This is a genomic window from Bradyrhizobium sp. USDA 3397 (genome assembly GCF_054060965.1).
Genome location: NZ_JBSSDS010000001.1, coordinates 7,138,622 through 7,160,112, shown reverse-complemented (window position 1 = coordinate 7,160,112; position 21,491 = coordinate 7,138,622). Strand labels below are relative to the sequence as shown.

Below are 21,491 nucleotides of genomic sequence, written 5' to 3'. Positions count from 1 at the left end.
TCAAGGCCCAATCTGTCGTAGCGGCGAGGTTAGCGAGCGAAGCTTGTGCGGGGCTTGTGGCCCTGTGTTCCTGCCGCAACAGGCGGCCGGACTTGGGCGCGCGTGGCCTTGCCCAAACGAAAGGGCCGCGCTTCGCGAGAAGCGCGGCCCTCCTCCGATGACTTCCGTCTTAGCGGAACAGCGACAGGATGCTCTGGCTGCTGTTGTTGGCGATCGAGAGCGCCTGCACGCCGAGCTGCTGCTGAACCTGAAGGGCGGCCAGGCGGGTGGATTCCGCGTTCATGTCGGCGTCGACGAGCTGACCGACACCGCGGTCAACCGAGTCCATCAGCGACTTCACGAAGTTCGTGTTGGTCGAGATACGGTTCTTGACCGCACCGAGGTTGGCGGCGGCCGAGGCCACCGAGTTGATCGCAGTCGTCACCTGCGCGATGTAGCCATCGAGCGTGGTCTGGTCGGCGGCCGAGTCGGTAAGCGCAGAGATGTTGATCGTGTCGACCGACGCACTGCCGGCCACGGTGTCCAGAATGCCGGTCTGCGTGGTCGAGTAGAGCGTGTAGTTGGCCGTCGTCACCGTTATCGAGCCGATGGTGGGTGTGCCGCCGACGCGCGAGTAGGACGACACGAGGCTGAAGCTCGTCGGAGTGGTACCCGTCGTCGTGCTCAGCCAGTTGATGCCGTTGAAGGTCGCCGAGTTGGCCTTCAGCTTCATGTCCTGCTGGATCTGGGTGATGTCGGCCTGGATCTTGGTGCGGTCGATACCTGCGGTCTTGGACTGGACCAGCAGCGCCTGGAGCTTGGTCAGACCGGAGTCCTTGTCGCCGATCACCGAGGTCAGAGCGGTATATTCGGTGTCGACGGTCGCAGCCGACAGGCCGAGCGAGTCGGACACCGCCGAGAGCGCAGCGTTGTCGGAGCGCATCGACGTTGCGATCGACCAATAGGCGGCGTTGTCCGACGCGGTGGACACGCGCTGGCCGGTCGAGATCCGGTTCTGCGTGGTGGAAAGTTGCGAACCCACAGACCGCAGGGTCTGGAGTGCGGTCATGGCAGTCGAGTTCGTAAGCAGGCTTGACATTGCGAATGTCCCTTTATGTACGCGTTTACATTTTCACGAGGGGACATACCGGGCTTGCACCGGTACGGAAGGGCGGCATCATGCCTTTGGACCGATCTGTGTGGGTCCAACCCGCCGTGCCGCATTGCTAGCACGCCGAATCTTGCTTCCGGATTAAGACGAGCTTGAATTCCACAGTAATATCATATGGTTAAAATTACGCGCCGATAACCATATCCAGCGCGTTTCGCTTAACCATAATCGGCCGGCGGGCGCTCGCGGTGCTCACGAGAACGAGCGGACCAGCCCGGAAGCCAGCAGATTCCAGCCGTCGATCAGCACGAAGAACAGCATCTTGAACGGCAGCGCGAGGATCGTCGGCGGCATCATCATCATGCCCATCGACATGGTCAGCGTCGCCACGATCATGTCGATCACCAGGAACGGCAGGATGATGAGGAATCCGATCTCGAACGAGCGCCTGAGCTCGGAGATCATGAAGGCCGGAATGATGACGCGCAGATCGACCCGCTTGTCGTCGAACTTCCTGCGGAAGCTTTCGGCAGCGAGCGCTTCGAAGGTTTGGAGATCCTTGTCGCGGACATGGGCCAGCATGAACTCGCGGAACGGATCGGTGATCTTCAGATAGGCTTCCTCCTCCGATATCTCGTTCTTCATCAGCGGCTGGACGCCGGTCTCCCAGGCGCGGTCGAAGGTCGGCGCCATCACGTAGAAGGTCATGAAGAGCGCGAGACTGATCAGCACCAGGTTGGCTGGCGTGGTCTGGAGGCCGAGACCGGCGCGCAGGAACGACAACGCCACCGCAAATCGCGTGAAGCTCGTCACCATGATCAGCAGCCCCGGCGCCACCGACAGCACCGTGATGAGCGCCATCAGCTGGATGATCCGGCCGCTGGTCGAGCCGTTTCCGGGCGGCAGCAGGGAATTCAGGTCCGGAATCTGGGCCAGCGCCGCTTCGGGCAGCACGACCAGAACCATTGCGAGCAGCAGGACTATCACCCTCACTGGATCACCAGCGTCTCGATGATCAATTCGCGGACCTTGCCCGATGAGCGGATATTGGCACGCTCGGTCAGGTCGTCACGCAGATGCTGGAGCCCGCGCGATCCCTCGAACTGCGCCACCGTCGCCGACCGCAAATAGGTCACGATGTCCTCGCTGATATGGGCGGCCAGAATGCCCGCATCCTCGTCGCTCATGCTGTCGGTCACCATCGAGGCTTCGATGCGCGCCCAATTGTTGGCCGGCGCGGCGAGGTTGGTCACGATCGGAGACAATTTCCTGAGCCGCGCGCTGCCGGCGTAGCTCGACGCGATCGGCGGCAATGTGGCGTTCTTTTTGGCGTCGGCAACGCGTTCGGCGGTCGCGATCAGATGCAGACCGGCAATCGCGCCCGCGCCGATCGCGATCAGGGTCAGCACGACGATGGCGGCGATCAGGCGCATGGCGTCCCCTGGCATCGCAACGCGCCCCGGCCGACGCCGGTCTCAGAATGGTGCCACGGCGTCATAGATCCGGTGTCCCCACCCAGGCTGCTGCACGTCCGACAGATTTCCGCGCCCGCCGTAGGACACGCGCGCCTCGGCGATCTTGTCGTAGGAGATGGTGTTGGCCCGCGAGATGTCACGCGGACGCACGATGCCGCCGACCTTGAGCACGCGCATCTCCGTGTTGACGCGAAATTCCTGCGAACCGCTGATCATCATGTTGCCGTTGGGCAGCACGTCGGTGACGATGGCCGCGATCGAGAGCCTGATGTCCTCGGTGCGGTCGATCTGGCCGTTGCCCTTGATCTGAGTGTTGGTGCTGAGATTGGCGTTGGCCGAACCCGTGTCGTTCCATCCGGCGATATCCATCAGCCAGTCGAGACCGAACTTGACCTGCGAGTCGCGCGAGCGGCCGGTCTTGTTGTCGAGCTTGGCCTTGTCCTGCATCGAGATGATCACCGTCACGACGTCGCCGGTGCGGCGGGCGCGGGGATCGCGGTAGAGATCGGTGCCGTCGTCCCAGGTGGAGCGGTAGCTGACGGGCGTGCGCATGCGCGGCGTCACCGGGATCGGATCGGCCTGCATCCGCAGGCCGCTGCCGACGGGCGACATCTGCGGACCGGTCAGGACTTCGGCCGGATCATGGAAGCAACCGGCCAGAAGTACGGACGCCGCGAGCAGCGAAAGGATGAGGATCTGCCTGTTCATCTATTTGCTCTTTCCGTCGTCCACGCGACGCATGCCGCCGAGCAGGTCTGCGAGGTGCGCCGCGCGTGCCGTGTCCATCTCGTTGAAGATCGCGCTCGAGCTGCGCGGGCTGAGCTTGGCGAGCACGGCGGCGGCGGTCTCGTCGGCCATGCCGGCGATCTGCGTCGCCGCAGCTTCGGGCTTCATGCGCGAATAGATCTCGACGACGCTTGCTTCGGCCTTCTTCAAGAAGTCGTCGCGCAGCGCCATCCACTTCTCGTATTCGGCGCGCTTGGCCTCGACCTCGGCGATGCGCTCGCGCAGCAGGCTCTCGGCCTTCTCGAGCTCCTTGAGCTGCCAGGCCAGCCTGGCGTCGACGGCGGGATCGGCAACGTTGCTGCAGAACAGCGCGATTTCGTTGTCGGGGGCCGGCGCAGCCTGCGGCGGTGCAGGCTTCGGCGGCGCCGTGACGCTGCCAGGCTTGGCCGGACGGGCAGGCGCCGGTGTCTCCGGCACCGCGCCGGTGATAACGGGGCCCGACTCCTCGGCCGCCCATGCCGTGGCCCGGACCGACGCATTGTCGCCAGGTGTCGCGGTGGCCGGCGGCTGCGGCTTCTGCGGTCCGCCCGCGCGGGCGCGGGCGAAGGAGAGCAGGTTGAGCGGTTTCGACGGCTTGGTCTCGTCCAAGGCGAGCGCGGGCGAGGCGCTCGCGAGCATTGCTACCGCGGCCAGCAGGAGGAGTTTGCCTTTGTGATCCAGCTTCAGCATCGGGCCGCGTGCGATTCTCGCTTCAGACCTGAGCATTGAGCGACCAAGCTTGCACGACGCTTGCGCATCATTGCACGATGACGTCGGCCTGGAGCGCGCCTGCCGTCTTGATCGCCTGCAGGATCGCGATGATCCCCGATGGCTTCAGGCCAATCTGGTTCAGCCCGCGCACCAAGCGCTGGAGATCGACCCCGCTCAGGATCGCCACCTGCGATCCGGCCTCGTTGGCTTCGACCACCGTCTGCGGGACGACCACCGTCTGTCCTCGCGAGAACGGCGCCGGCTGCGACACCACCGGCATCTCCGTGACGCGAACCGTCAGATTGCCGTGGGTCACGGCGACGGTCGATATCCGCACGTCGCGCCCGATCACGACCGTGCCGGTGCGTTCGTTGATCACGACCCGCGCCGGCGTATCCGGCTCGACCACCAATTCGCCGATCTCGGCGAGGAAGCGGACAGGGCCGACATGACGCGGCTTCGACAGCACGATGGTGCGGTAGTCGCGCTCGAAGGCGATCTGCGCGCGGTAGCGACCGCCGGCGTAGCGGTTGACAGCGTCGAGGATGCGCGTTGCGGTGACGAAGTCCGGGTTCTTCAGCTGTAGCACCAGGAACTCCATCTCGTGGAGGCTTCCCTGCACCTCGCGTTCGACCAGCGCACCGTTCGGGATGCGCCCGGCCGTCGGCGTGCCCTGGCTGACGTTCTGCGCCTGGCCTCCGACGCTGTAGCCGGCAACCGTGATCGCGCCCTGTGCCACCGCATAGACGGCGCCGTCCGCCGCGCGCAGCGACGTCATCACCAATGTGCCGCCGAGCAGCGACGTCGCATCGCCGAGCGAGGACACGGTGACGTCCATGCGCTCGCCGGGCCCGATCGAAGGCGGAAGGTCCGCCGTCACCATCACGGCTGCGACGTTGCGCGTGCGCAGCGTGGTTGGACGCGGGGGATTGTTGGTGCTCGTGGTCTCGTTCCTGACGTTGATGCCCATGTTCTCGAGCATCGACTGCAGGGACTGTTCGGTGAACGGCGCGTTGCGCAGCGTGTCGCCGGTGCCGTTGAGGCCGATGACGAGGCCGTAACCGACGATCTGATTCTCGCGCAGACCCTTGATGTCCGCGATGTCCTTGATGCGGACGGCGGCCTGGGCGCTGGCGGCCGACACCAGCAGTATGAGCGCAAGCAGGAGCCTGGTCATGACCCGTCCATGACCTTGACGCTGCCGTCCGGCTGGACGACGCCCCTGATGATCACGCCGGTATCCGTATTGCGCACGGGGATCAGCGCGCCGGCCGCCCCCGACTGCATGGCCGAGCCGTAAGTGACGATGGAGAGGCCACTGTCCTCGACCACGACCTTGACCATGGCGCCGCGCGCGACGGTCCAGGGGTCCTCCACCGCATTGGTTGGAATGGGCTGGCCCGGCAACAGCGCGCGCCGCGCCATGCGGCCGACCAGGATCTGACGCGCCTCGATGAACATGGCGACGCCGAGCAGGCTCGGCGCGAAGGCGCGCTCGGTGATCATCTCCTCGCGGATCAGCTCGCCGGCGCGGATCGAGACGGCCGGCACGGGAAGCCGCTTCTCCTCGGCTGCGGCGGCCCGCGCCGCGGCGAGAACCAGCAGCACGGCGGCCAACCCGCGCACGATCAGGCCCACCCTGTTCAACATCGAGACACCGGAACTAGCGCATGCCCTTCGAGACCGTCTGGGCCATTTCATCCGAGGCCTGGATGACCTTGGCATTCATTTCGTAGGCACGCTGTGCCGAGATCAACTCGGTGATTTCCTTGACCGGGTCGACGTTCGAGGCTTCGAGCCATTTCTGGTTGATCTTGCCATAACCGGCATCGCCCGGCAGACCGACGACCGGCGTGCCGGACGCCGTGGTCTCCTTGTAGAGATTGCTGCCCAGCGGCTCGAGACCCGCTTCGTTGGCGAAGTTGGCGAGGTTGAGCTGGCCGATCTGCCGCGGATTCACTTCCGTGTCGAGCTTGGCAAACACCTGGCCGGTCTGGTTGACCGTGACCTCGACCGTCCCCTGCGGGATGGTGATCGCGGGATCCAGCAGGTAACCGTCGATCGTGACCAGCTGAGCGTTGGCGTTGACGTTGAACGAGCCCGCACGGGTGTATTGCACCTCGTTGTTGGGGCCGAGCACCTGAAACCAGCCACGTCCGTTGATCGCGAGATCATAGGGATTGCCGGTCTGCGTCAGCGCGCCCTGGATGTGCAGCTTGCGGATCGCCGCGGACTTGACGCCGAGGCCGAGATTGGCACCTTCCGGAATCGGCGAGGAGCCGTTGGTATTCGCGACGCCCTGCATGCGGTCCATCTGGTAGAACAGATCGGTGAACTCCGCGCGCGCCCGTTTGTAGGAGGTCGAGTTGATATTGGCGATGTTGTTCGCAATGACTTCGATGTTGGTCTGCTGGGCGTTCATGCCCGTGGCCGCAATGGCGAGCGATTTCACTGGTCCCACTCCTTCAGATCAAATCGACATCCGAACGACTTCCTGGTAGGCCTGGACGACCTTGTCGCGCACCGCGACCGCCGTCTGCAGGGCCTGCTCGGCCGACATCAGCGCCTCCACGACGCGGCGCGTCGATTCCTTGCCCTGCATTGCCGAGATCGATGCCGCCTCGCCCGCCTTCAGCGTCCCGATCGCATCCGACGTCACCTGCTTCATCACCGATTCGAAGCCGACGTCGTCACTGGTCTGGATCGCGGTGGTCGCCGCCGGCGAGACGGCCTGCGTCTGGGTCGCACGGCCCGCGGCTTGCCCTGCGGAAATCGCGGTGGATGAAATCGCCTCAAGCATGGTCAGCTCCTCAAGAGATCGATGGTCATGCCGAGCATGGACCTCACCTGCTTCACGACCTGGAGATTGGCCTCATAGGAGCGGTTGACCTCCCGCATGTCGGCCATCTCGATCATCATGTTCACGTTCGGCAGCTTGACGTAGCCGGCCTTGTCGGCGGCGGGATGCCCCGGATCGTACTCCACCCGGTAAGGCGTGGTGTCGACCCCGATCTCCTTGACCTTCGCGAGCTGTGCGCCGGAGGCGCGATCCATCGCCGCATCGAAGGTGATGGTCTTGCGCTGATACGGATCGGCGCCGGCGGCGCGCCCCGTCGAGGTGGCGTTCGCGAGGTTTTCCGAGACGATGCGCATGCGCGTCGACTGCGCTTCGAGCCCGGAGCTTGCGACCGTCAGCGAGGCACTCAATGAGTCCAGCATGTCAATTCACCTCAGGCCTTTGCACTCGACAGCACCATGCGGTGAAACGACCGCACGATCGCCGCGTTCATCGAATAGTCGCGATTGACGTCGTTGCCCTTGATCATTTCCTGTTCGAGGCTGACGGAGTTGCCGGAGTGAACCACTTCCCAGCTGTCCTTCTTCGCGGTCGCCCGCGTGTCGGTCTCGGCTGCGGCCAATTGCATGTGGGACGGCGACGTCGTCGCAAGCCTCACCGGCATGCCGTCGAGCACCTTGTTGAACGGCTCGACGTCGCGCGCCCGAAAGCCCGGCGTGTTGGCGTTGGCGACGTTGGTGGCGATGGTCGACTGACGCAGCTCGAGATAGCGCGCCTGCGACGATGCGAGTTCGAAGAGATAAAGCGGTCCCACGACGGCCCCATTCTGATCCATTCGGGACGAGCCTAGGGCGTTAAGCTTTCGTCAAGCTGTTGCGCGAAGCACCATCCTCGGAAATCTATCGGACGTTCTCGGGCCGCGGCGCCTGCTTGGATTGGAGGAAGTAGATGATCTCGGCAACGGGCCGGAAGAATTCCGCCGGAATCACCTGATCGACCTGGACTGCCTCGTAGAGCGCGCGCGCCAGCGCCTTGTTTTCGATGACGGGGATTCGGTTCTGCTCGGCAATCTCGCGGATCTTCAGCGCGATCACGTCCATGCCCTTGGCCACCACCAGCGGCGCGGCGTTTTCCTCACGCTTGTAGCGCAGCGCGATCGCGAAGTGCGTCGGGTTGGCAATCACCAGCGTCGCGCGCGAGGCCGAGGCGATCATGCGTTGGCGCGACCGGTCGCGCGCCAGCGAGCGCAGACGCGCCTTGATCAGGGGATCGCCTTCCGCCTGCTTGTGCTCGTCCTTGATCTCCTGCTTGGTCATGCGCAGCTCGCGCCGCCAGTGGAAGCGCGCCCAAGCGAGATCGATCGCCACCAGGACGATGGTGGCGATGCAGATCGCCGAGACGATTCGCATCGCGATGTTGAGGATCATCTCCGGCAGCGCGACCGGGTCGGTGTACATGGCCTCGAACGCCCTCGCTTCGGACGCGCGCAGCACGAAGGCGACCACGGCGGTCACCGCGGCGAGCTTGAACAGCGACTTGGCGAACTCGATCAGGCCCTGCGTCCCGAACAACCGCTTCCAGCCGCTGACTGGAGAGATTCGCGACAAGTCAGGCTTGATCCGCTCGAGCACCAGGCGCGGCGCGTTCTGCAGCAGCGAGGCGGCGAGCCCGAACACCACCAGGATGACCACCAACGGCACCAGGAACCGCAGTGCCTGCAGGCCGACCACGGTGAGCAGGTTTTGCGCGTCCGCACCGGTCGAGAGCGGAAAGCCCTCGGGATCGTCGAGCAGGCTCTTCAGCGTCGGCGTCAATTGCTGCACGCCCTGGCCGATCAGGAACGCCTGGATCACCATCAGCGCGGCCATCGAGGCGAAAATGGAGGCCTCCCGAGAGACCGGAATCTTGCCCTGTTCGAGCGCATCGCGGACTTTCTTCTCGGTCGGCTCTTCTGTCTTGCTCTCCTGATCGGATGTTTCTGCCATGCCCGTTCAGCGGTCAGCGGAAGACCAGCTCATCCTCCTGCTCGGGGTTGAGCTCGATTTCGCCCTTCTCCGCCAGCTCGAGCGCAAGGTCGGTGATCACGCGTCGCGCCTCCAGCACGTCGCGCTGGTTGGACGGCTCGCCGATGGCGAGCTCGTGCTCGACGACGCGGCGGACGCGCGAGGCGACCGAGGACAGGATCAGCTCGCGGAAATGCTTGTCGGTGCCCTTCAGCGCCACGACGATGCGATCGGTCGGCACCTGGTCGAAGATCATGGTGCGCGCCTTCGGTGTCAGGTTGACGACGTCGTCGAAGGTGAACAGCAGCTCCTTCAGCACTTCGGCCGATTTCGGCCGCTTCTCCGACAGGCTCTTCAGCATGTCCTCGATGTGGCCGCGCTCCATCTTGTTGATGATGTCGGCGACGCGCGCGTAGGTGTCGGCGCCGAGGTTGCGGGCGAAATTCAACGTCAGATCCTCGTGCAGCGTCTTCTCGATGATGCGCATGGCGTCGTCGACGATCGGCTTGAGGCTCAGAACGCGCCGCATCAGCTCGTTGCGCAGGCTCGAGGGCAGCTGGCTCATGACCTTGGCGGCGCAGGCCGGCTTGACCTTGGACAGGATCAGCGCCGCGGTCTGCGGATGCTCCTTGGACAGGTAGCTCGCCAGCGAGTTTTCCGACACCGACGAGACGCGGTCCCACACCGACCGGCTCGAATTGCCGAGCAGATCGGACATGATCTGCGAGACCTGGTCGGCCGGCAGCACGTCGCCGAGCACGGCCTCCAGACCGCCGAGCGTGCCGAGGATGTTCGCGCCCATCGAGAACTGCTGGGCGAACTCCTCGACGATCCCCTCGAGCTCCTGCGCGGTGATCGGCCGCAGCTCCGCCGCCGCCTTGGTGACGATGCGGATCTCCTGCGGCTCGAACTGCTGCAGCACGCTCGCCGCCGCCTGCCGGCCCATGGCCAGCAGGAGCGCGGCGACCTTTTCCGTGCCGCCCAGCGTGGTAACGCCTCGCTGCTTGACGGGAGCGATGCCGACCGGTGCCGCCATGGTCAGGTATCACCCTGCCCCAGCGGCCCCACGATCTCCGTCAGCGAGACGCCGAAGCGGGAATTGTCCTCTTCGACGACGACCACCTCGCCACGGGCGACGATGCGGCCGTTGACGACGACGTCGACGGGTTCGCCGACCCGGTGATCGAGCGGAACCACTGCGCCGCGTCCGAGCTTCATCAGGTTCGCCACCGGAATGGTCGCCGATCCCAGCACCACCTGCATGGTGACGGGAATGCGCAAGATGGCGTCGACGTTGGCGAACTTGCCAGTCTCCTCGGCGGTGCGCTGGGCGATCTCGGCCAGGCGTTCCAGCGGTGAGGTCTCGGCCTCGGTCGATGCAGATGCAGGCTCATAGTCGAAGGATTGCGCCATTTGGTATCGCCTCTTGGTACTTCCGCTGCCGGAGCGCCGCGGCGTTCCGGCCGTATTTTTCTGCCGGTGCCGGCTTTCAGTGCTTGTTCAACTCGGCGGTCGCCGCGGGTGCGAGCCCGCTGCGCGCATCGAGCGCCGCGATCGCCTCGTGAGCCTGGTCGATCTTCGTGCTCAGCACGTTGGCGAGGCGTCCGAGATTCGCGGTTGAATCGTGCGCCGCGGTGATGACCGTGTCGAAGGCGCCCGCGGTCTCGTGCATGATGGTGGAGAACTCGCCCTGATAGCTGCGCAGCCGCGCCAGCTCGCGGTGCATCCTGGTCACCCGCATGCTGGTGAAGGCGAGCGCAGCCAGCAGCACGATATCAACGAGATAGGATATCATCGACGAACTCCCGCTTCTGATCGACGGGATCTGCCACCTGCATGGCGTAATAGCCGTCGAGCTGGCCGATCTGACACCAGAACAACACCTGATTGTTGCTTTCGAGACGGGCCAGCGTGCGCGGCGTGGCCTCGAGCTCGAGCACCTGCCCGACCTCGAACTTCACGACGTCGCCGAGCGTCACCATCTTCTCGTCGAGCACGGCGCTGAGCGTCACCTCGGTCCGCTGCACCTCGCTTTCCATCTGCTCGCGCCAGCGTGGGTCGGCGGCGCGACCGTCGCTGACGACCACGTGAGCGAGCTTCTGGCGCAGCGGATTGAGCGCGGAGTGCGGAATAATGAGGAACATCTGGCCGCCGCGATAGAGCGCTTGCAGCATGATGTTCGCGCAGATCGACATGTTGCCGCTCCGCCCGATCGCGAGCGAGGCCATCGCAGTCTCGACCCGCTCGACGCGGAAGGTCACGTTCGACGTGCCGGCGAAGGCGGATTGCAGCGCCTTGGCGAACCGTTCGAACAGCGCCTGGACCAGGCGGAGCTCGATGTTGGAGAACGCGCGCTCGACGTCGAGCGGCGGCTCGGCGCCGTCGGATCCGAACATCGCTTCGACTATCGTGAACACGAAGTCACGGTCCAGCATGATGATGACGCGGGAGTCCCATTGCTCGGCATAGAGCACCGCCGCGACCGCGTTGGCCTCGTAGTCCTTGATGATATCGCCGACACGGTCGTTGGTGATGCCGTTGACAGAGAAATAGCAGGGCGTTCCGGCCATCGGCTGCAGGCTGTCGGTGCACGATGCCGCCATGCGATCGAAGATCACATTGAGCATCGGCATACGCTCGATCGATATGCCGGCAGCGTCCAGCAGGTAGTTCGGCAGCTGCTTGCGCTGGTCGACCTCGGTGTCTTCCATCATCATGCGCGCGCCGCCTTGGGTTCAGCGTCGGCAACGACGGCCTTGGGACCTGCGATCGTCTCGTTCTCGACGACGTCGATCGAGGGACGCTCGCTGCTGGAGATCATCTTGCGACCGTGCTCGACGGCGATCTGCGGCATGGCACCGTTCATGAATGCCAGCAGCGTCTGCTTGACGATGATGTAGGGCCGACACTTCTTCTCGCGCGTCATCTTGATCTTGATCGCGAAGGGCGAAAGCACGCCATAGGACAGGAAGATGCCCGCGAAGGTGCCTACCAGGGCTGCACCGATAAAGCCACCCAATAGCTTCGGAGACTGGTCGAGCGCGCCCATCGCCTTGATGACGCCGAGCACGGCGGCGACGATGCCGAGCGCCGGCAGCGCCTCGGACACCGTCACCAGTGCATGATAGGGCGCCAGCTTGCCTTTCACGATGGTATGAATCTCCTCGTCCATCAGCGCCTCGATCTCGTGCGTGCGCGCATTGCCCATGATGATGAGGCGGACGTAGTCGCAGATGAACTGGAGCAGCGAGGGATCTCCGAGCACGCTGGGAAACGCCTTGAAGATCTCCGAGGACGAGGGATCGTCGATATGCGCCTCCACTTCGTTGCGGCCCTTGCCCCGCAGCTCACGCATCAAGGCGTGCAGCGCGCCGAGCAGGTCGAGGTAATAGCGCTGTCCAGGCACCGCGTTGGTGATGGCCTGCATGCAGGCGACGCCCGTGTCCACCACCGTCTTCCATGGATTCGCCACGATGAAGGTGCCGACCGCGGTTCCCATGATGATCACGAACTCCCACGGCTGCATGAGCACGGCCAGATGCCCGCCCATGGCGGCAAAGCCGCCGAGCAGCGCCGCTACCGTGATGAAAATCCCCACGAAACTGCCCAACGCGCCGCTCCATCGCCGATCCCACCTGGAATACCTAGTCGGCGACGCTTGCGCGAAGCTGGCTTCGAGGTCGCCAGCCCCGCGCAAGCAATTGGCGGCAGCTTGAAGCGGGTCGCACCGGCGGCCAGAGGGGCGCGTTTCATGCTATCCACCATCGCGGACTACACCAGGCTGACCAAGGACATGGGCAAGTCGCTGACGCAAGTCGCGAAGCAGCCGGATGTCAGCCGCGAGACCGACTACTTCCTCAGCCATATCGGCAAAGTGAAGACCATCGACGATTTCCTGAAGGACTATCGTCTCTATTCCTATGCGATGAAGGCCTATGGCCTCAGCGACATGACATACGCCAAGGCGTTCATGCGCAAGGTGCTGACCGAGGGCGTCGCGAGCAAGGACGCCTTCGCCAACAAGCTGACCGACACCCGCTACCGGCAATTCGCGACCGCCTTCAATTTCGCCGCACTCGGCGACAAGGCGACCCAGAGCGCCGCGGCCACGACCGGCACCGCGACCCAGTACGTCACGCAGACGATGGAGGAGAAGGCCGGCGATCAGAACGAAGGCCTGCGTTTGGCGCTGTATTTCACCCGCAAGGCTTCCACGATCACGACCGCCTACCAGATCCTGGCCGACAAGGCGCTGACGCAGGTGGTGCAGACCGCGCTCGGCCTGCCGTCGACGATCAGCGCGGCCAACATCGACGCCCAGGCCAAGATGATCGCGGACAAGATCAAGCTCACCGACTTTCAGGATCCGGCCAAGGTGACCAAGTTCGTGCAGCGCTTTGCGGCGATGTGGGATGCGACCCAGGCCCGGAACGACAGCTCGACCAATCCCGCGCTGGTCCTGATCGCCGGCGCCGCGACGTCGGTCAGCATGGATACCAACGTGCTCACGACGCTTCAGAACATCAAGTTCAACAGGTAAGTCATGCAATCGGCTCTCTATGTGGGATTGTCGGCGCAGGTCGCCCTTGAAAAGCGCCTCCAGACGATCGCCAACAACGTCGCCAACGTCAACACGGCCGCCTTCCGCACCGACGTGGTGAAGTTCGAGACCGTGCTGTCCAAGGCAGGTCCGACACCGGTGGCGTTCTCCTCGCCCGGCGACAACATCATCTCGCGAGAGATGGGCAACATCACCGAAAGCGGCAACCCGCTCGACGTCGCCGTGGTCGGCCAGGGCTGGATCGCATTCGCCGGTCCGAACGGCACGGTCTACACGCGCGATGGCCGGCTCCAGATCGCCCCCAACGGCGATCTTCAGACCGTGAGCGGCTTTCCGATCGTCGATTCCGGCGGCGCGCAGATCACGCTCGACCCGAACGGCGGACCGATCTCGATCGCGCGCAGCGGCGCGATCATCCAGGACAACAACGAGATCGGCACCATCGGCCTGTTCAGCATTCCGGCCGACGCCAATCTCGAACGCTACGGCAATTCAGGCGTGACGCCCGACCGGCCAGCGACTGCCATCGCGGACTTCTCCCGGGACGGCTTCAAGCAGGGATATGTCGAAGGCTCCGGCGCCAATCCGATGCTCGAACTGACGCGGCTGATCTCGGCCTCGCGCGCCTTCGACGGCACCAACTCGATGATCGAGGGCACCGAGAGCTCGCTGCAGAACGCGATCCGGACCCTCGGCGAACCCGGCAAGTAGATTGCGCGCCAAGCGCGCAGGATGAGGTTGGACGGTTTCCTTGAACGCTCTTCGGCAACTCGAGTGGGCGCTGCTGGAGCTTCAGCAGAGCACTCCCCTGGCAAGCGTCAGTGGCGCGATCTCCGAGATCGCGCCGACGCATTTTCGCGTCTCCGGCCTGTCGCGCTTCGTCAGGCTCGGCGAGCTCATCGGCGTCCATTGCGGCGGTAAGCGCCAGATCGGCGAGGTGGTGCGGATCGACAGCGACGGCATCATCGCCAAGCCGTTCGACCGGCAGTTCGCGGGCGGGCTCGGCTCGGTCGCCTCCCGCATGCCGCCGCTGTCCTTTGCGCCCGATCCGAGCTGGAAGGGCCGCGTCATCAACGCCCTCGGCGCGCCGCTGGACGGACAGGGGCCGCTCACGCAAGGGTCGCAGGCGGTCTCGGCGGAGGCGGAGGCGCCGTCGGCCATGAAGCGTGCGCGCGTGCACAAGCCGCTGCGCACCGGCGTACGCGTCATCGACCTGTTCGCGCCGGTCTGCGCCGGCCAGCGCGTCGGCATCTTTGCCGGATCGGGCGTCGGTAAATCGACGCTGCTCGCGATGCTCGCCCGCAGCCAGGGCTTCGACACCGTCGTGCTGGCCCTGGTCGGTGAGCGCGGCCGCGAGGTGCGCGAGTTCATCGAGGACGTGCTGGGCAACGACCGTCATCGCGCTGTCACAATCGTCTCGACGGGGGACGAAAGCCCGATGATGCGGCGACTGGCGCCGAAGACGGCGATGGCGGTGGCCGAATATTTCCGCGACCGCGGCGAATCGGTCCTGCTGATGGTGGATTCGATCACCCGTTTTGCCCACGCCGCCCGCGAGGTCGCGCTCGCCGCCGGCGAGCCCGCGGTGGCGCGCGGCTACGCGCCGACGGTCTTCACCGATCTGCCGCGCCTGCTCGAGCGCGCCGGTCCGGGCGAGGAGGGATCCGGCACCATCACCGGGATCTTCTCCGTGCTGGTCGATGGCGACGATCACAACGAGCCGATCGCCGACACCATCCGCGGCACGCTCGATGGGCACATCGTGCTCTCAAGGCACATCGCCGACCAGGCGCGCTATCCGGCCGTCGACGTTCTGGCCTCGGTCTCCCGCCTCGCCCACAACGTCTGGGACCCCGAGGAGCGCGAACTGGTGAGCAAGCTGCGCGCCATGATCGCGAAATACGAGGACACGCGCGACCTTCGCCTGATGGGCGGCTATCAGCCGGGACGTGATTCGGGCCTCGACCAGGCGGTCGAGATGGTTCCGCGAATCTACAACGCGATGCGACAGGGCGCGTCGGCTCCGCCGAGCGCCGATCCGTTCCGCGAGCTTCGGGACATGCTCAAGGGCGACTGACGGGTGGAGAGGGTGAGGCGCCGTCCGCCCTGCCCGTGGTTTTCGACAAGAGATTGCGCATGTCGCTACGCTTCCAGCGCATGCGCGTGCACACAGGCACACCGATCTTCGTAGTGAGCGAATTCGCCGTTCGGGTGTGCACGAGCTGGCAAGCGCTGTGCAAGCGATCGAAGAGTCTATTCTGCAAGCACGACGGGAACAACCGCCGCGTGCAATTCCAATGAGTTCCCTCGACGATTCCGCGGCAGAACGCACAAGTTGTGGATGACGTGCCGCCAAACGTCATCGTGATGCACAAGCTTCGATCAGTTTGCATCAACGCAAGACAACAACGCGCGTGCAATCAAACTCTCACAATATCGAGTGCATATTACTCGCCGCGCCATGTATTGCGTTCACCATCATGTGTCCCGAACAACGAGATTGCCCTTGAACGTTACATTCGCCTGCGACGACATCCAGCCTGTGAGAGGGTCTCTACTTGATTTTGTTGAGAAGCTCATCCATCGTTTTGGTTGAGTATAAGAAACGTCTGCTTGTGACTTGAACTTTGGGGGCTTCGGTTGAGCTACTCCGTTCCACGGTTTGCCGGCGACGGCAACCCGAGCTCCCGCGCGACGACCACGCTGTTGGCATGTCATCAGCGATACGGCTTCTCGCTGCGGACGATGCGACGCTCATCGGCCGAGGTCGGGCGCGGTGCGATCCGCGCCATTGTGCGAGAGTTCGACAGGGCATGCTCGTCTGACACTCAGGGCGCAAAGCGGCTTCGGGACGCCGCAGACGAAGTTCCGGGGACGAGGTAGATTCATGCCATTGGCGCGGGAAGCCGTCGAGCTGCTGGTTCAGGCGGCGCGGGCTTGGTATTTCGAGGGCAATCAGCATGGATTGCGCGATCGGGAATGGATGGCGCTGCGCTTTCTCGGGCGCGCCAACAGGTTTTCGCGCACGCCGTCCGCACTGGCCGGCTTCATCGGCGCCACACGCGCGACGGCGTCGCAGATCGTGAAGACTCTGGAGAGCAAGTCGTTCCTGGTGCGAAAGCCGTCGCATGAGGACAAGCGTTCCGTCGTCCTCCACGTCACGTCCCAGGGTGAGAAGTGCCTGAACCAGCACGACCCGATCAATCACGTAGTCAACGCGGTGACGTCGCTCGGGACCGAGGAGTGCATCAGGCTGCGCGACTCTCTCCGCGAGATCCTCAATCACCTCGATGCAGCCCATCAGCGGCTCGAAGCGAGCATCTGCCGGGACTGCATGTTTCTCGCAGAGCGCGGCCCGGCTACCTCCAAGGGACGCGGAAACGCCGAATTCATGTGCCGGCTCTATCGTGCTCCGATCTCGCTCGAGGAGACCGAGCTGCTCTGCACCAGCTTCGAGCGCACCCGTGACCGCCCCAAGATCGAGCAGCATCTCGACCGCGACCGCATGGCGAGCCAGGGCTGAGGCTGCCAAGAAGCGGCGCTCCATCAATATCGTCGTTGCGAGCCAACGGGTCCGCGCGAAGCGCGGCCCGATGACAGGCTCCGCGAAGCAATCCAGAGTCTCTCCGCGGTGGGATTCTGGATTGCTTCGCTTCGCTCGCAATGACGGAATATGAGGTCGCATGGTCATTCACCAACTCTCGTGTCAGCCTGCAGACATGCCTTCGCATCCCCGCGGCTGATTTCGCCCGAGCTTTGCTTCGTCTCGCCGCCCTCATCGGCAAGAGGGCGCAGGGAAGACCGGGTGCTGACCTCGCACCCGCGGTCTGCTGCGCAAAACGCACACGCAGAAAACCGCACAGCAGCATACAGGTGGTGCCAATCACTCGGCCTTCCCTGCGCGATGGTCGGACGGCTTATGCCGTGCTCTCCCGGGAGCCGAGTTCCTTCGGGCCTCCCTCGCGCTCGCGGAATTCACCGGCGCCCGCGCCGGTTGACGCGACTACCGCCTCCGCAAGAGCTTGACCGTAGCAACGACGGCCAGGACCACACGGTTTTGCCGTACGCACGGCCCGCCATTTCGCCGCAGCATTCCCTGGCACCGTCGACAGCGCCGGAAACTTGCAAGACGAGACGAGACCTAGCAGCGCCGTTCGTCCGCGCGCGGTTACGAGCTCACCGGGGACTACCCTCCCTGCCCGCTACCCTTCGCGCCCGACGCTGCCGCGTCCACCGCAAGCCCGGCTCGCGACAATGACGACCTCATGATCGCCCCTCGAGATTGAGCCGGGATAGACGACACATACGCCATTTCCGAATTTCGGTAAAGCGGAATATTTTTGCCTGACCGGGTTGACGGCGGGCGAAACAGGCACGGTCGCGCAGCCGCCCTGGAGCGCAGGTCGCAAAGCGCGAGACGTCGGGCGGGGCCGCGCCAAGCCTGGCAGCCTTGTATGCATTATCCCAGTTGCCATCCCCCCGCAGTTCGCTTTACATGCCGCCAAGTCGCCCCGCGGATGACGGCCGGGGCCGCAAAAATCACACAGATTTCCAGGGGACGGAGCATGGCGCGCAACATATTGATTCTTGGGGCTTCTTACGGCTCCCTGCTGGGCACGAAGCTGCTGATGGCCGGGCACAACGTGACCCTGGTCTGCCGCGCCAAGACCGCGGAGCTGATCAACCGCGACGGTACCGAGGTGCGCATCAAGCTGCGCGACGAGGCGGTGCACCGGGCGATCTTCTCCCGCAACCTCCCTGGCAAGCTCGACGCGGTGACGCCGGCCAATGTCGACCTCTCCCGCTACGATCTGGTCGGCCTCGCGATGCAGGAGCCGCAATACACCAACCACACGGTGCGCGTCCTCATGGTCAAGATTGCCGCGGCGAAGCTGCCGTGCCTGTCGATCATGAACATGCCGCCCCTGCCCTATCTGAAGCGGATTCCGGCACTCGCCGACATGGATCTCGAGGAGGCCTACACCAATGCGCAGGTGTGGGAGCGGTTTGAGCCCGGGCTGGTGACGCTGTGCTCGCCCGACCCGCAGGCCTTCCGGCCGCCGGAAGAGGCCGCCAACGTGCTGCATGTCGGCCTGCCCACCAACTTCAAGGCGTCGGTCTTCGCCGACGAGAAGCACAACAAGCTGCTGCGCGAGCTGGAGGCCGACATCGACGCGGTGACGCTCGACGGCCACGACGTGCCGGTGAAGCTGAAAGTGTTCGATTCCCTGTTCGTGCCGCTGGCGAAATGGTCGATGCTGCTGACCGGCAATTACCGCTGCATCACGCCGAACGAGCCGCAGTCGATCCGCGACGCCGTGCACGGCGATCTCAATCGTTCGCAGACGATCTACGACCATGTCGATGCGATCGCGCGCCGCCTCGGCGCCGATCCGCAGGACCAGGTGCCGTTCGCGAAATACGCCAAGGCCGCGGAGAGCCTGCTCAAGCCGTCATCGGCCGCGCGCGCGGTCGCGAGCGGCGCCCCCTTCATCGAGCGTGTCGACCTGCTCGTGAAGCTGATCTCGCATCAGCTCGGCGTACCCAACGCCGAGATCGACCGCACCGTCGACACCGTGGACCAGAAGCTGAACGAGAAGATCGTGCAGGGCGGCTCCGGCGCGCAGTAGCGCGGCGCGCCCCGGCAACGCCGGCGCTCAGGCAACCAGGAAGGATTGCAGCCAGATCAGCCCGGTCACCGCGACCAGCGTGACCGCGCCGGTGCGCGTGACGAGGTCAGGGCGCCCGAGGCGACGGGCGCCACGTCCGAGCGTTGCGCCGAGAATGATCCACGCCGCGCCGGCGGTGAGAATCTGAAGCGCGATCACGCCGAGCCACGGCAGCAGTTCGAGCGGTCCGGCCCCGAGCGGCAGCAGCAGGAACGCGAAGACCAGTGCTTTCGGGTTGAGCAGCGTCGTCAGCAGCACCTGACCGAACGTCACCGCAGCGCCGCCGCGCAGCTCGCGCGTGTTGACGCGCCAGAGCATGACCGCAAGGCACAGGATGTAGATGGTCACGGCGACGCGGAGCAGCAGCGCCGCAATCGGGATGTCGCTGATGATTGGACCGAGCGCCAGCCGCAGCACCGCGATCGCCAGCAGATAGCCGCACAGTTCCGCCGCGAGCAGATGAAGGGAGCGCGAGATGCCCGCTCCCGCCCCCGATGTCGCCAGCAGGGTGTTGGTCGGCCCCGGCACCGCCAGCAGGAAATAGGTCGCCGTGAAGAAGGTCAGAAAGGTCATACGGCCGGATAGCAGGTCTCGGGCCGGTCGATCTTGATCTGCGTCATTTCGGGCCGAGCGATGGCGGTCTGCACCATCTTCCCCAAGCCGGCGCCGTTCGGCACCGGGTTCCTGCCGCGCACGGCGGAGCTTTCCGGTTTTGGCGTGGGCAACACCGCCTGATTCGCGCTGGAGCGCTCGACGCGCCGCGGCTGGATTGATAAGCCGCTGTCCGCGAATGACGGACTTTGAGTCGGGGACATGACGGTTGCGATCGAGATGGGGCAGACCACGGCAGGCGCCGCGGCCGCCATGGACCTCGAGGAACTGCTGGCGACCCGTCTCCTGGTGCAGGGCAATTCGGGCTCCGGCAAGTCGCATCTCTTGCGGCGGCTGCTGGAGCAGAGCGCGCCCTGGGTGCAGCAGGCCATCATCGATCCCGAGGGCGACTTCGTCACGCTGGCCGAGCGCTTCGGCCATCTGGTGATCGAGGCCGAGGATCACACCGAGCGCGGCCTCCAGGTCGCGGGCGAGCGCGCACGGCTGCATCGCGTCTCCACCGTGCTCAATCTCGAAGGTCTCGATGCCGAGAACCAGATGCGGCGCGCGGCTGCGTTCCTTGGCGGGATGTTCGACGTCGACCGCGATCATTGGTACCCGATGCTCGTCGTCGTCGACGAAGCGCAGCTGTTTGCGCCGGCGGTGGCGGGCGAAGTCTCGGACGAAGCACGCAAGCTCTCGCTCGGCGCCATGACCAATCTGATGTGCCGCGGCCGCAAGCGCGGGCTTGCCGGCATCATCGCGACCCAGCGCCTGGCCAAGCTCGCCAAGAACGTCGCGGCGGAAGCCTCGAACTTCCTGATGGGGCGGACCTTCCTCGACATCGACATGGCGCGCGCCGCCGACCTGCTCGGCATGGAGCGGCGGCAGGCGGAAGCCTTCCGCGATCTCGAGCGCGGCCAGTTCATGGCGCTGGGGCCTGCGCTGTCGCGCCGGCCGCTGCGCCTCAACATCGGCCCGACCGAGACCAGCCCGCGCAATTCGACGCCGCGGCTGATGCCGCTGCCGGAAGCCACGCTTGAAGATGCCCGCGCGGTCATCCTCGCCGCACCGCCGCCCGATGCCAGCCGGCCGCAGCGACGGCCGGCTCCGGATCTGCTCGAGCAGCTTCGCGCGGCGAAGGCCGCCGCGATGCCGGAGATTCGGCTAGAGGCGGTCGAGGCTCCCGTCAGTGCCGAAGAGCTCGCCGAGCGGCGCGAGCGCGTGGATCGCACGCTGCGTGCCGTGATGGCCGAGCCCGATGCCGGCTTCCGCGCCATCGGCGTGCTCTATCAGGAGTTCGTGGTCCGCTGCCGCATCGAGGGCTTAGGGGCGGCGGTGCCCGATCTCAACGAATTCCGGCGCATGCTGACGCATGCGCGCGCCGGGCTCGGGACGGAACTCACTGCAGACGACGCTTGGCAGGACGTGGCGCTGCGCGCCTCGATCCTGCCCGATGACATGCAGGGCGTGTTCATGATGATCGCGCGCGCGGCGAAGGAAGGCTGGCCCTGCCCCGGCGATGCCGCAATCGCCCGCGCCTACGGCTCGCACTCGCTGCGCCGCGCACAGCGCCTGCTCGGCTACATGGAGGAGCAGGGCCTGATCGTCGTCCAGCTCGACGGCGGCGGCCGCCGGATCGTGACGCTGGTGGAGCTCGCCTGGGCGACCGCGCCGGGCGATCCCAACGGAGATGATCAGCCAGCGGAGCAGGTCGCGAGCGCGGCGTCGGCTTGATTGGTACTACGAATGAGATGCGCTCCCTCTCCCGCTTGCGGGAGAGGGTTGGGGAGAGGGTCTCTCCGCAAAGGGACAGCCCCCAAGAGCCC

At 65.1% G+C, this 21,491-nt stretch carries 25 protein-coding genes; 6 read left to right on the top strand and 19 right to left on the bottom strand.

The window, feature by feature from the left end:
* Nucleotides 1-169: 169 nt before the first annotated feature.
* From ACVWYQ_RS33220 to motA, 17 genes are all read right to left on the bottom strand, one after another.
* Entirely contained in the window at nucleotides 170-1,078 is a 909-nt protein-coding gene (locus ACVWYQ_RS33220) for a flagellin N-terminal helical domain-containing protein (RefSeq protein ID WP_157281907.1), read from the bottom strand.
* 264 nt (nucleotides 1,079-1,342) lie between these two features.
* Nucleotides 1,343-2,083 carry a flagellar type III secretion system pore protein FliP gene (gene fliP, locus ACVWYQ_RS33215; protein ID WP_404653174.1) on the bottom strand — a complete coding sequence of 247 codons (741 nt, stop codon included), beginning with the start codon at nucleotides 2,081-2,083 and terminating at the stop codon, nucleotides 1,343-1,345.
* Nucleotides 2,080-2,523, bottom strand: a complete 444-nt coding sequence (locus ACVWYQ_RS33210; protein ID WP_404546309.1) for a flagellar basal body-associated FliL family protein — start codon at nucleotides 2,521-2,523, stop codon at nucleotides 2,080-2,082. Before ACVWYQ_RS33210 ends, fliP begins: the two co-directional genes overlap by 4 nt.
* Nucleotides 2,524-2,565: 42 nt before the next feature.
* Nucleotides 2,566-3,273: a flagellar basal body L-ring protein FlgH gene (gene flgH / locus ACVWYQ_RS33205; protein WP_456726972.1), complete on the bottom strand. Its 708-nt coding sequence runs from the start codon at nucleotides 3,271-3,273 to the stop codon at nucleotides 2,566-2,568.
* Nucleotides 3,274-4,020 (bottom strand): MotE family protein, encoded by a 747-nt coding sequence (locus ACVWYQ_RS33200; RefSeq protein ID WP_404653175.1) that lies wholly within the window; start codon nucleotides 4,018-4,020, stop codon nucleotides 3,274-3,276.
* 67 nt (nucleotides 4,021-4,087) lie between these two features.
* Nucleotides 4,088-5,218 (bottom strand): flagellar basal body P-ring protein FlgI, encoded by a 1,131-nt coding sequence (gene flgI / locus ACVWYQ_RS33195; protein ID WP_128263899.1) that lies wholly within the window; start codon nucleotides 5,216-5,218, stop codon nucleotides 4,088-4,090.
* Nucleotides 5,215-5,691: a flagellar basal body P-ring formation chaperone FlgA gene (gene flgA / locus ACVWYQ_RS33190; protein WP_198399648.1), complete on the bottom strand. Its 477-nt coding sequence runs from the start codon at nucleotides 5,689-5,691 to the stop codon at nucleotides 5,215-5,217. The genes flgI and flgA overlap by 4 nt, the downstream gene beginning before the upstream one ends.
* A 13-nt stretch (nucleotides 5,692-5,704) precedes the next feature.
* Nucleotides 5,705-6,493, bottom strand: a complete 789-nt coding sequence (flgG, locus tag ACVWYQ_RS33185) for a flagellar basal-body rod protein FlgG (protein ID WP_036006992.1) — start codon at nucleotides 6,491-6,493, stop codon at nucleotides 5,705-5,707.
* Between the two features lie 18 nt (nucleotides 6,494-6,511).
* Entirely contained in the window at nucleotides 6,512-6,841 is a 330-nt protein-coding gene (locus ACVWYQ_RS33180; RefSeq protein ID WP_456726971.1) for a flagellar hook-basal body complex protein FliE, read from the bottom strand.
* A gap of 2 nt (nucleotides 6,842-6,843) precedes the next feature.
* Nucleotides 6,844-7,260, bottom strand: a complete 417-nt coding sequence (flgC, locus tag ACVWYQ_RS33175; protein ID WP_036006988.1) for a flagellar basal body rod protein FlgC — start codon at nucleotides 7,258-7,260, stop codon at nucleotides 6,844-6,846.
* A gap of 11 nt (nucleotides 7,261-7,271) precedes the next feature.
* The gene (gene flgB, locus ACVWYQ_RS33170; protein WP_157281919.1) at nucleotides 7,272-7,673 is read right to left on the bottom strand and encodes a flagellar basal body rod protein FlgB; all 402 of its coding nucleotides are present in this window, start codon (nucleotides 7,671-7,673) and stop codon (nucleotides 7,272-7,274) included.
* A gap of 64 nt (nucleotides 7,674-7,737) precedes the next feature.
* The gene (gene flhB / locus ACVWYQ_RS33165) at nucleotides 7,738-8,823 is read right to left on the bottom strand and encodes a flagellar biosynthesis protein FlhB (protein WP_157281922.1); all 1,086 of its coding nucleotides are present in this window, start codon (nucleotides 8,821-8,823) and stop codon (nucleotides 7,738-7,740) included.
* 13 nt (nucleotides 8,824-8,836) lie between these two features.
* Nucleotides 8,837-9,877 (bottom strand): flagellar motor switch protein FliG, encoded by a 1,041-nt coding sequence (locus ACVWYQ_RS33160; protein WP_157281925.1) that lies wholly within the window; start codon nucleotides 9,875-9,877, stop codon nucleotides 8,837-8,839.
* 2 nt (nucleotides 9,878-9,879) lie between these two features.
* Entirely contained in the window at nucleotides 9,880-10,254 is a 375-nt protein-coding gene (gene fliN / locus ACVWYQ_RS33155; protein WP_057030117.1) for a flagellar motor switch protein FliN, read from the bottom strand.
* Between the two features lie 76 nt (nucleotides 10,255-10,330).
* Nucleotides 10,331-10,636 (bottom strand): hypothetical protein, encoded by a 306-nt coding sequence (locus ACVWYQ_RS33150; protein WP_036037681.1) that lies wholly within the window; start codon nucleotides 10,634-10,636, stop codon nucleotides 10,331-10,333.
* Nucleotides 10,617-11,558: a flagellar motor switch protein FliM gene (locus tag ACVWYQ_RS33145; protein ID WP_456726970.1), complete on the bottom strand. Its 942-nt coding sequence runs from the start codon at nucleotides 11,556-11,558 to the stop codon at nucleotides 10,617-10,619. Before ACVWYQ_RS33145 ends, ACVWYQ_RS33150 begins: the two co-directional genes overlap by 20 nt.
* Nucleotides 11,555-12,451, bottom strand: a complete 897-nt coding sequence (motA, locus tag ACVWYQ_RS33140; RefSeq protein WP_404543254.1) for a flagellar motor stator protein MotA — start codon at nucleotides 12,449-12,451, stop codon at nucleotides 11,555-11,557. The genes ACVWYQ_RS33145 and motA overlap by 4 nt, the downstream gene beginning before the upstream one ends.
* A 141-nt stretch (nucleotides 12,452-12,592) precedes the next feature.
* Here motA and ACVWYQ_RS33135 point away from each other — a divergent pair, with 141 nt between their 5' ends.
* From ACVWYQ_RS33135 to ACVWYQ_RS33115, 5 genes are all read left to right on the top strand, one after another.
* On the top strand, nucleotides 12,593-13,381 hold the full coding sequence (locus ACVWYQ_RS33135) for a DUF1217 domain-containing protein (RefSeq protein ID WP_275497125.1): 789 nt from the start codon (nucleotides 12,593-12,595) through the stop codon (nucleotides 13,379-13,381).
* Between the two features lie 3 nt (nucleotides 13,382-13,384).
* Nucleotides 13,385-14,113: a flagellar basal-body rod protein FlgF gene (gene flgF / locus ACVWYQ_RS33130; protein WP_036027436.1), complete on the top strand. Its 729-nt coding sequence runs from the start codon at nucleotides 13,385-13,387 to the stop codon at nucleotides 14,111-14,113.
* Nucleotides 14,114-14,153: 40 nt separating this feature from the next.
* A complete protein-coding gene (gene fliI, locus ACVWYQ_RS33125) occupies nucleotides 14,154-15,479 on the top strand; it encodes a flagellar protein export ATPase FliI (RefSeq protein ID WP_271542099.1) in 1,326 nt (441 codons plus the stop codon).
* A gap of 810 nt (nucleotides 15,480-16,289) precedes the next feature.
* Nucleotides 16,290-16,925, top strand: coding sequence for a MarR family winged helix-turn-helix transcriptional regulator (locus ACVWYQ_RS33120; RefSeq protein ID WP_157281942.1), 636 nt, complete (start codon nucleotides 16,290-16,292; stop codon nucleotides 16,923-16,925).
* Between the two features lie 1,042 nt (nucleotides 16,926-17,967).
* Nucleotides 17,968-19,032, top strand: a complete 1,065-nt coding sequence (locus ACVWYQ_RS33115) for a ketopantoate reductase family protein (protein ID WP_036006955.1) — start codon at nucleotides 17,968-17,970, stop codon at nucleotides 19,030-19,032.
* 27 nt (nucleotides 19,033-19,059) lie between these two features.
* On the opposite strand, the gene ACVWYQ_RS33110 is transcribed toward ACVWYQ_RS33115, so the two are convergent.
* Nucleotides 19,060-19,644, bottom strand: coding sequence for a LysE family translocator (locus tag ACVWYQ_RS33110; protein WP_404543257.1), 585 nt, complete (start codon nucleotides 19,642-19,644; stop codon nucleotides 19,060-19,062).
* Nucleotides 19,641-19,766 carry a hypothetical protein gene (locus ACVWYQ_RS33105; RefSeq protein ID WP_404543258.1) on the bottom strand — a complete coding sequence of 42 codons (126 nt, stop codon included), beginning with the start codon at nucleotides 19,764-19,766 and terminating at the stop codon, nucleotides 19,641-19,643. The genes ACVWYQ_RS33110 and ACVWYQ_RS33105 overlap by 4 nt, the downstream gene beginning before the upstream one ends.
* Nucleotides 19,767-19,884: 118 nt before the next feature.
* Here ACVWYQ_RS33105 and ACVWYQ_RS33100 point away from each other — a divergent pair, with 118 nt between their 5' ends.
* Nucleotides 19,885-21,399, top strand: a complete 1,515-nt coding sequence (locus ACVWYQ_RS33100) for a helicase HerA domain-containing protein (protein WP_456726969.1) — start codon at nucleotides 19,885-19,887, stop codon at nucleotides 21,397-21,399.
* Nucleotides 21,400-21,491 lie beyond the last annotated feature (92 nt).

Coding starts and splice junctions, on each gene's coding strand:
- ACVWYQ_RS33220 (WP_157281907.1), bottom strand. CDS start 1,078: ATGTCAAGCCTGCTTACGAACTCGACTGCCATGACCGCACTCCAGACC.
- ACVWYQ_RS33210 (WP_404546309.1), bottom strand. CDS start 2,523: ATGCGCCTGATCGCCGCCATCGTCGTGCTGACCCTGATCGCGATCGGC.
- flgH (WP_456726972.1), bottom strand. CDS start 3,273: ATGAACAGGCAGATCCTCATCCTTTCGCTGCTCGCGGCGTCCGTACTT.
- ACVWYQ_RS33200 (WP_404653175.1), bottom strand. CDS start 4,020: ATGCTGAAGCTGGATCACAAAGGCAAACTCCTCCTGCTGGCCGCGGTA.
- flgI (WP_128263899.1), bottom strand. CDS start 5,218: ATGACCAGGCTCCTGCTTGCGCTCATACTGCTGGTGTCGGCCGCCAGC.
- flgA (WP_198399648.1), bottom strand. CDS start 5,691: ATGTTGAACAGGGTGGGCCTGATCGTGCGCGGGTTGGCCGCCGTGCTG.
- ACVWYQ_RS33180 (WP_456726971.1), bottom strand. CDS start 6,841: ATGCTTGAGGCGATTTCATCCACCGCGATTTCCGCAGGGCAAGCCGCG.
- flgC (WP_036006988.1), bottom strand. CDS start 7,260: ATGCTGGACTCATTGAGTGCCTCGCTGACGGTCGCAAGCTCCGGGCTC.
- flgB (WP_157281919.1), bottom strand. CDS start 7,673: ATGGATCAGAATGGGGCCGTCGTGGGACCGCTTTATCTCTTCGAACTC.
- flhB (WP_157281922.1), bottom strand. CDS start 8,823: ATGGCAGAAACATCCGATCAGGAGAGCAAGACAGAAGAGCCGACCGAG.
- ACVWYQ_RS33160 (WP_157281925.1), bottom strand. CDS start 9,877: ATGGCGGCACCGGTCGGCATCGCTCCCGTCAAGCAGCGAGGCGTTACC.
- fliN (WP_057030117.1), bottom strand. CDS start 10,254: ATGGCGCAATCCTTCGACTATGAGCCTGCATCTGCATCGACCGAGGCC.
- ACVWYQ_RS33150 (WP_036037681.1), bottom strand. CDS start 10,636: ATGATATCCTATCTCGTTGATATCGTGCTGCTGGCTGCGCTCGCCTTC.
- ACVWYQ_RS33145 (WP_456726970.1), bottom strand. CDS start 11,558: ATGATGATGGAAGACACCGAGGTCGACCAGCGCAAGCAGCTGCCGAAC.
- ACVWYQ_RS33135 (WP_275497125.1), top strand. CDS start 12,593: ATGCTATCCACCATCGCGGACTACACCAGGCTGACCAAGGACATGGGC.
- flgF (WP_036027436.1), top strand. CDS start 13,385: ATGCAATCGGCTCTCTATGTGGGATTGTCGGCGCAGGTCGCCCTTGAA.
- ACVWYQ_RS33120 (WP_157281942.1), top strand. CDS start 16,290: ATGCCATTGGCGCGGGAAGCCGTCGAGCTGCTGGTTCAGGCGGCGCGG.
- ACVWYQ_RS33115 (WP_036006955.1), top strand. CDS start 17,968: ATGGCGCGCAACATATTGATTCTTGGGGCTTCTTACGGCTCCCTGCTG.
- ACVWYQ_RS33110 (WP_404543257.1), bottom strand. CDS start 19,644: ATGACCTTTCTGACCTTCTTCACGGCGACCTATTTCCTGCTGGCGGTG.
- ACVWYQ_RS33100 (WP_456726969.1), top strand. CDS start 19,885: ATGACGGTTGCGATCGAGATGGGGCAGACCACGGCAGGCGCCGCGGCC.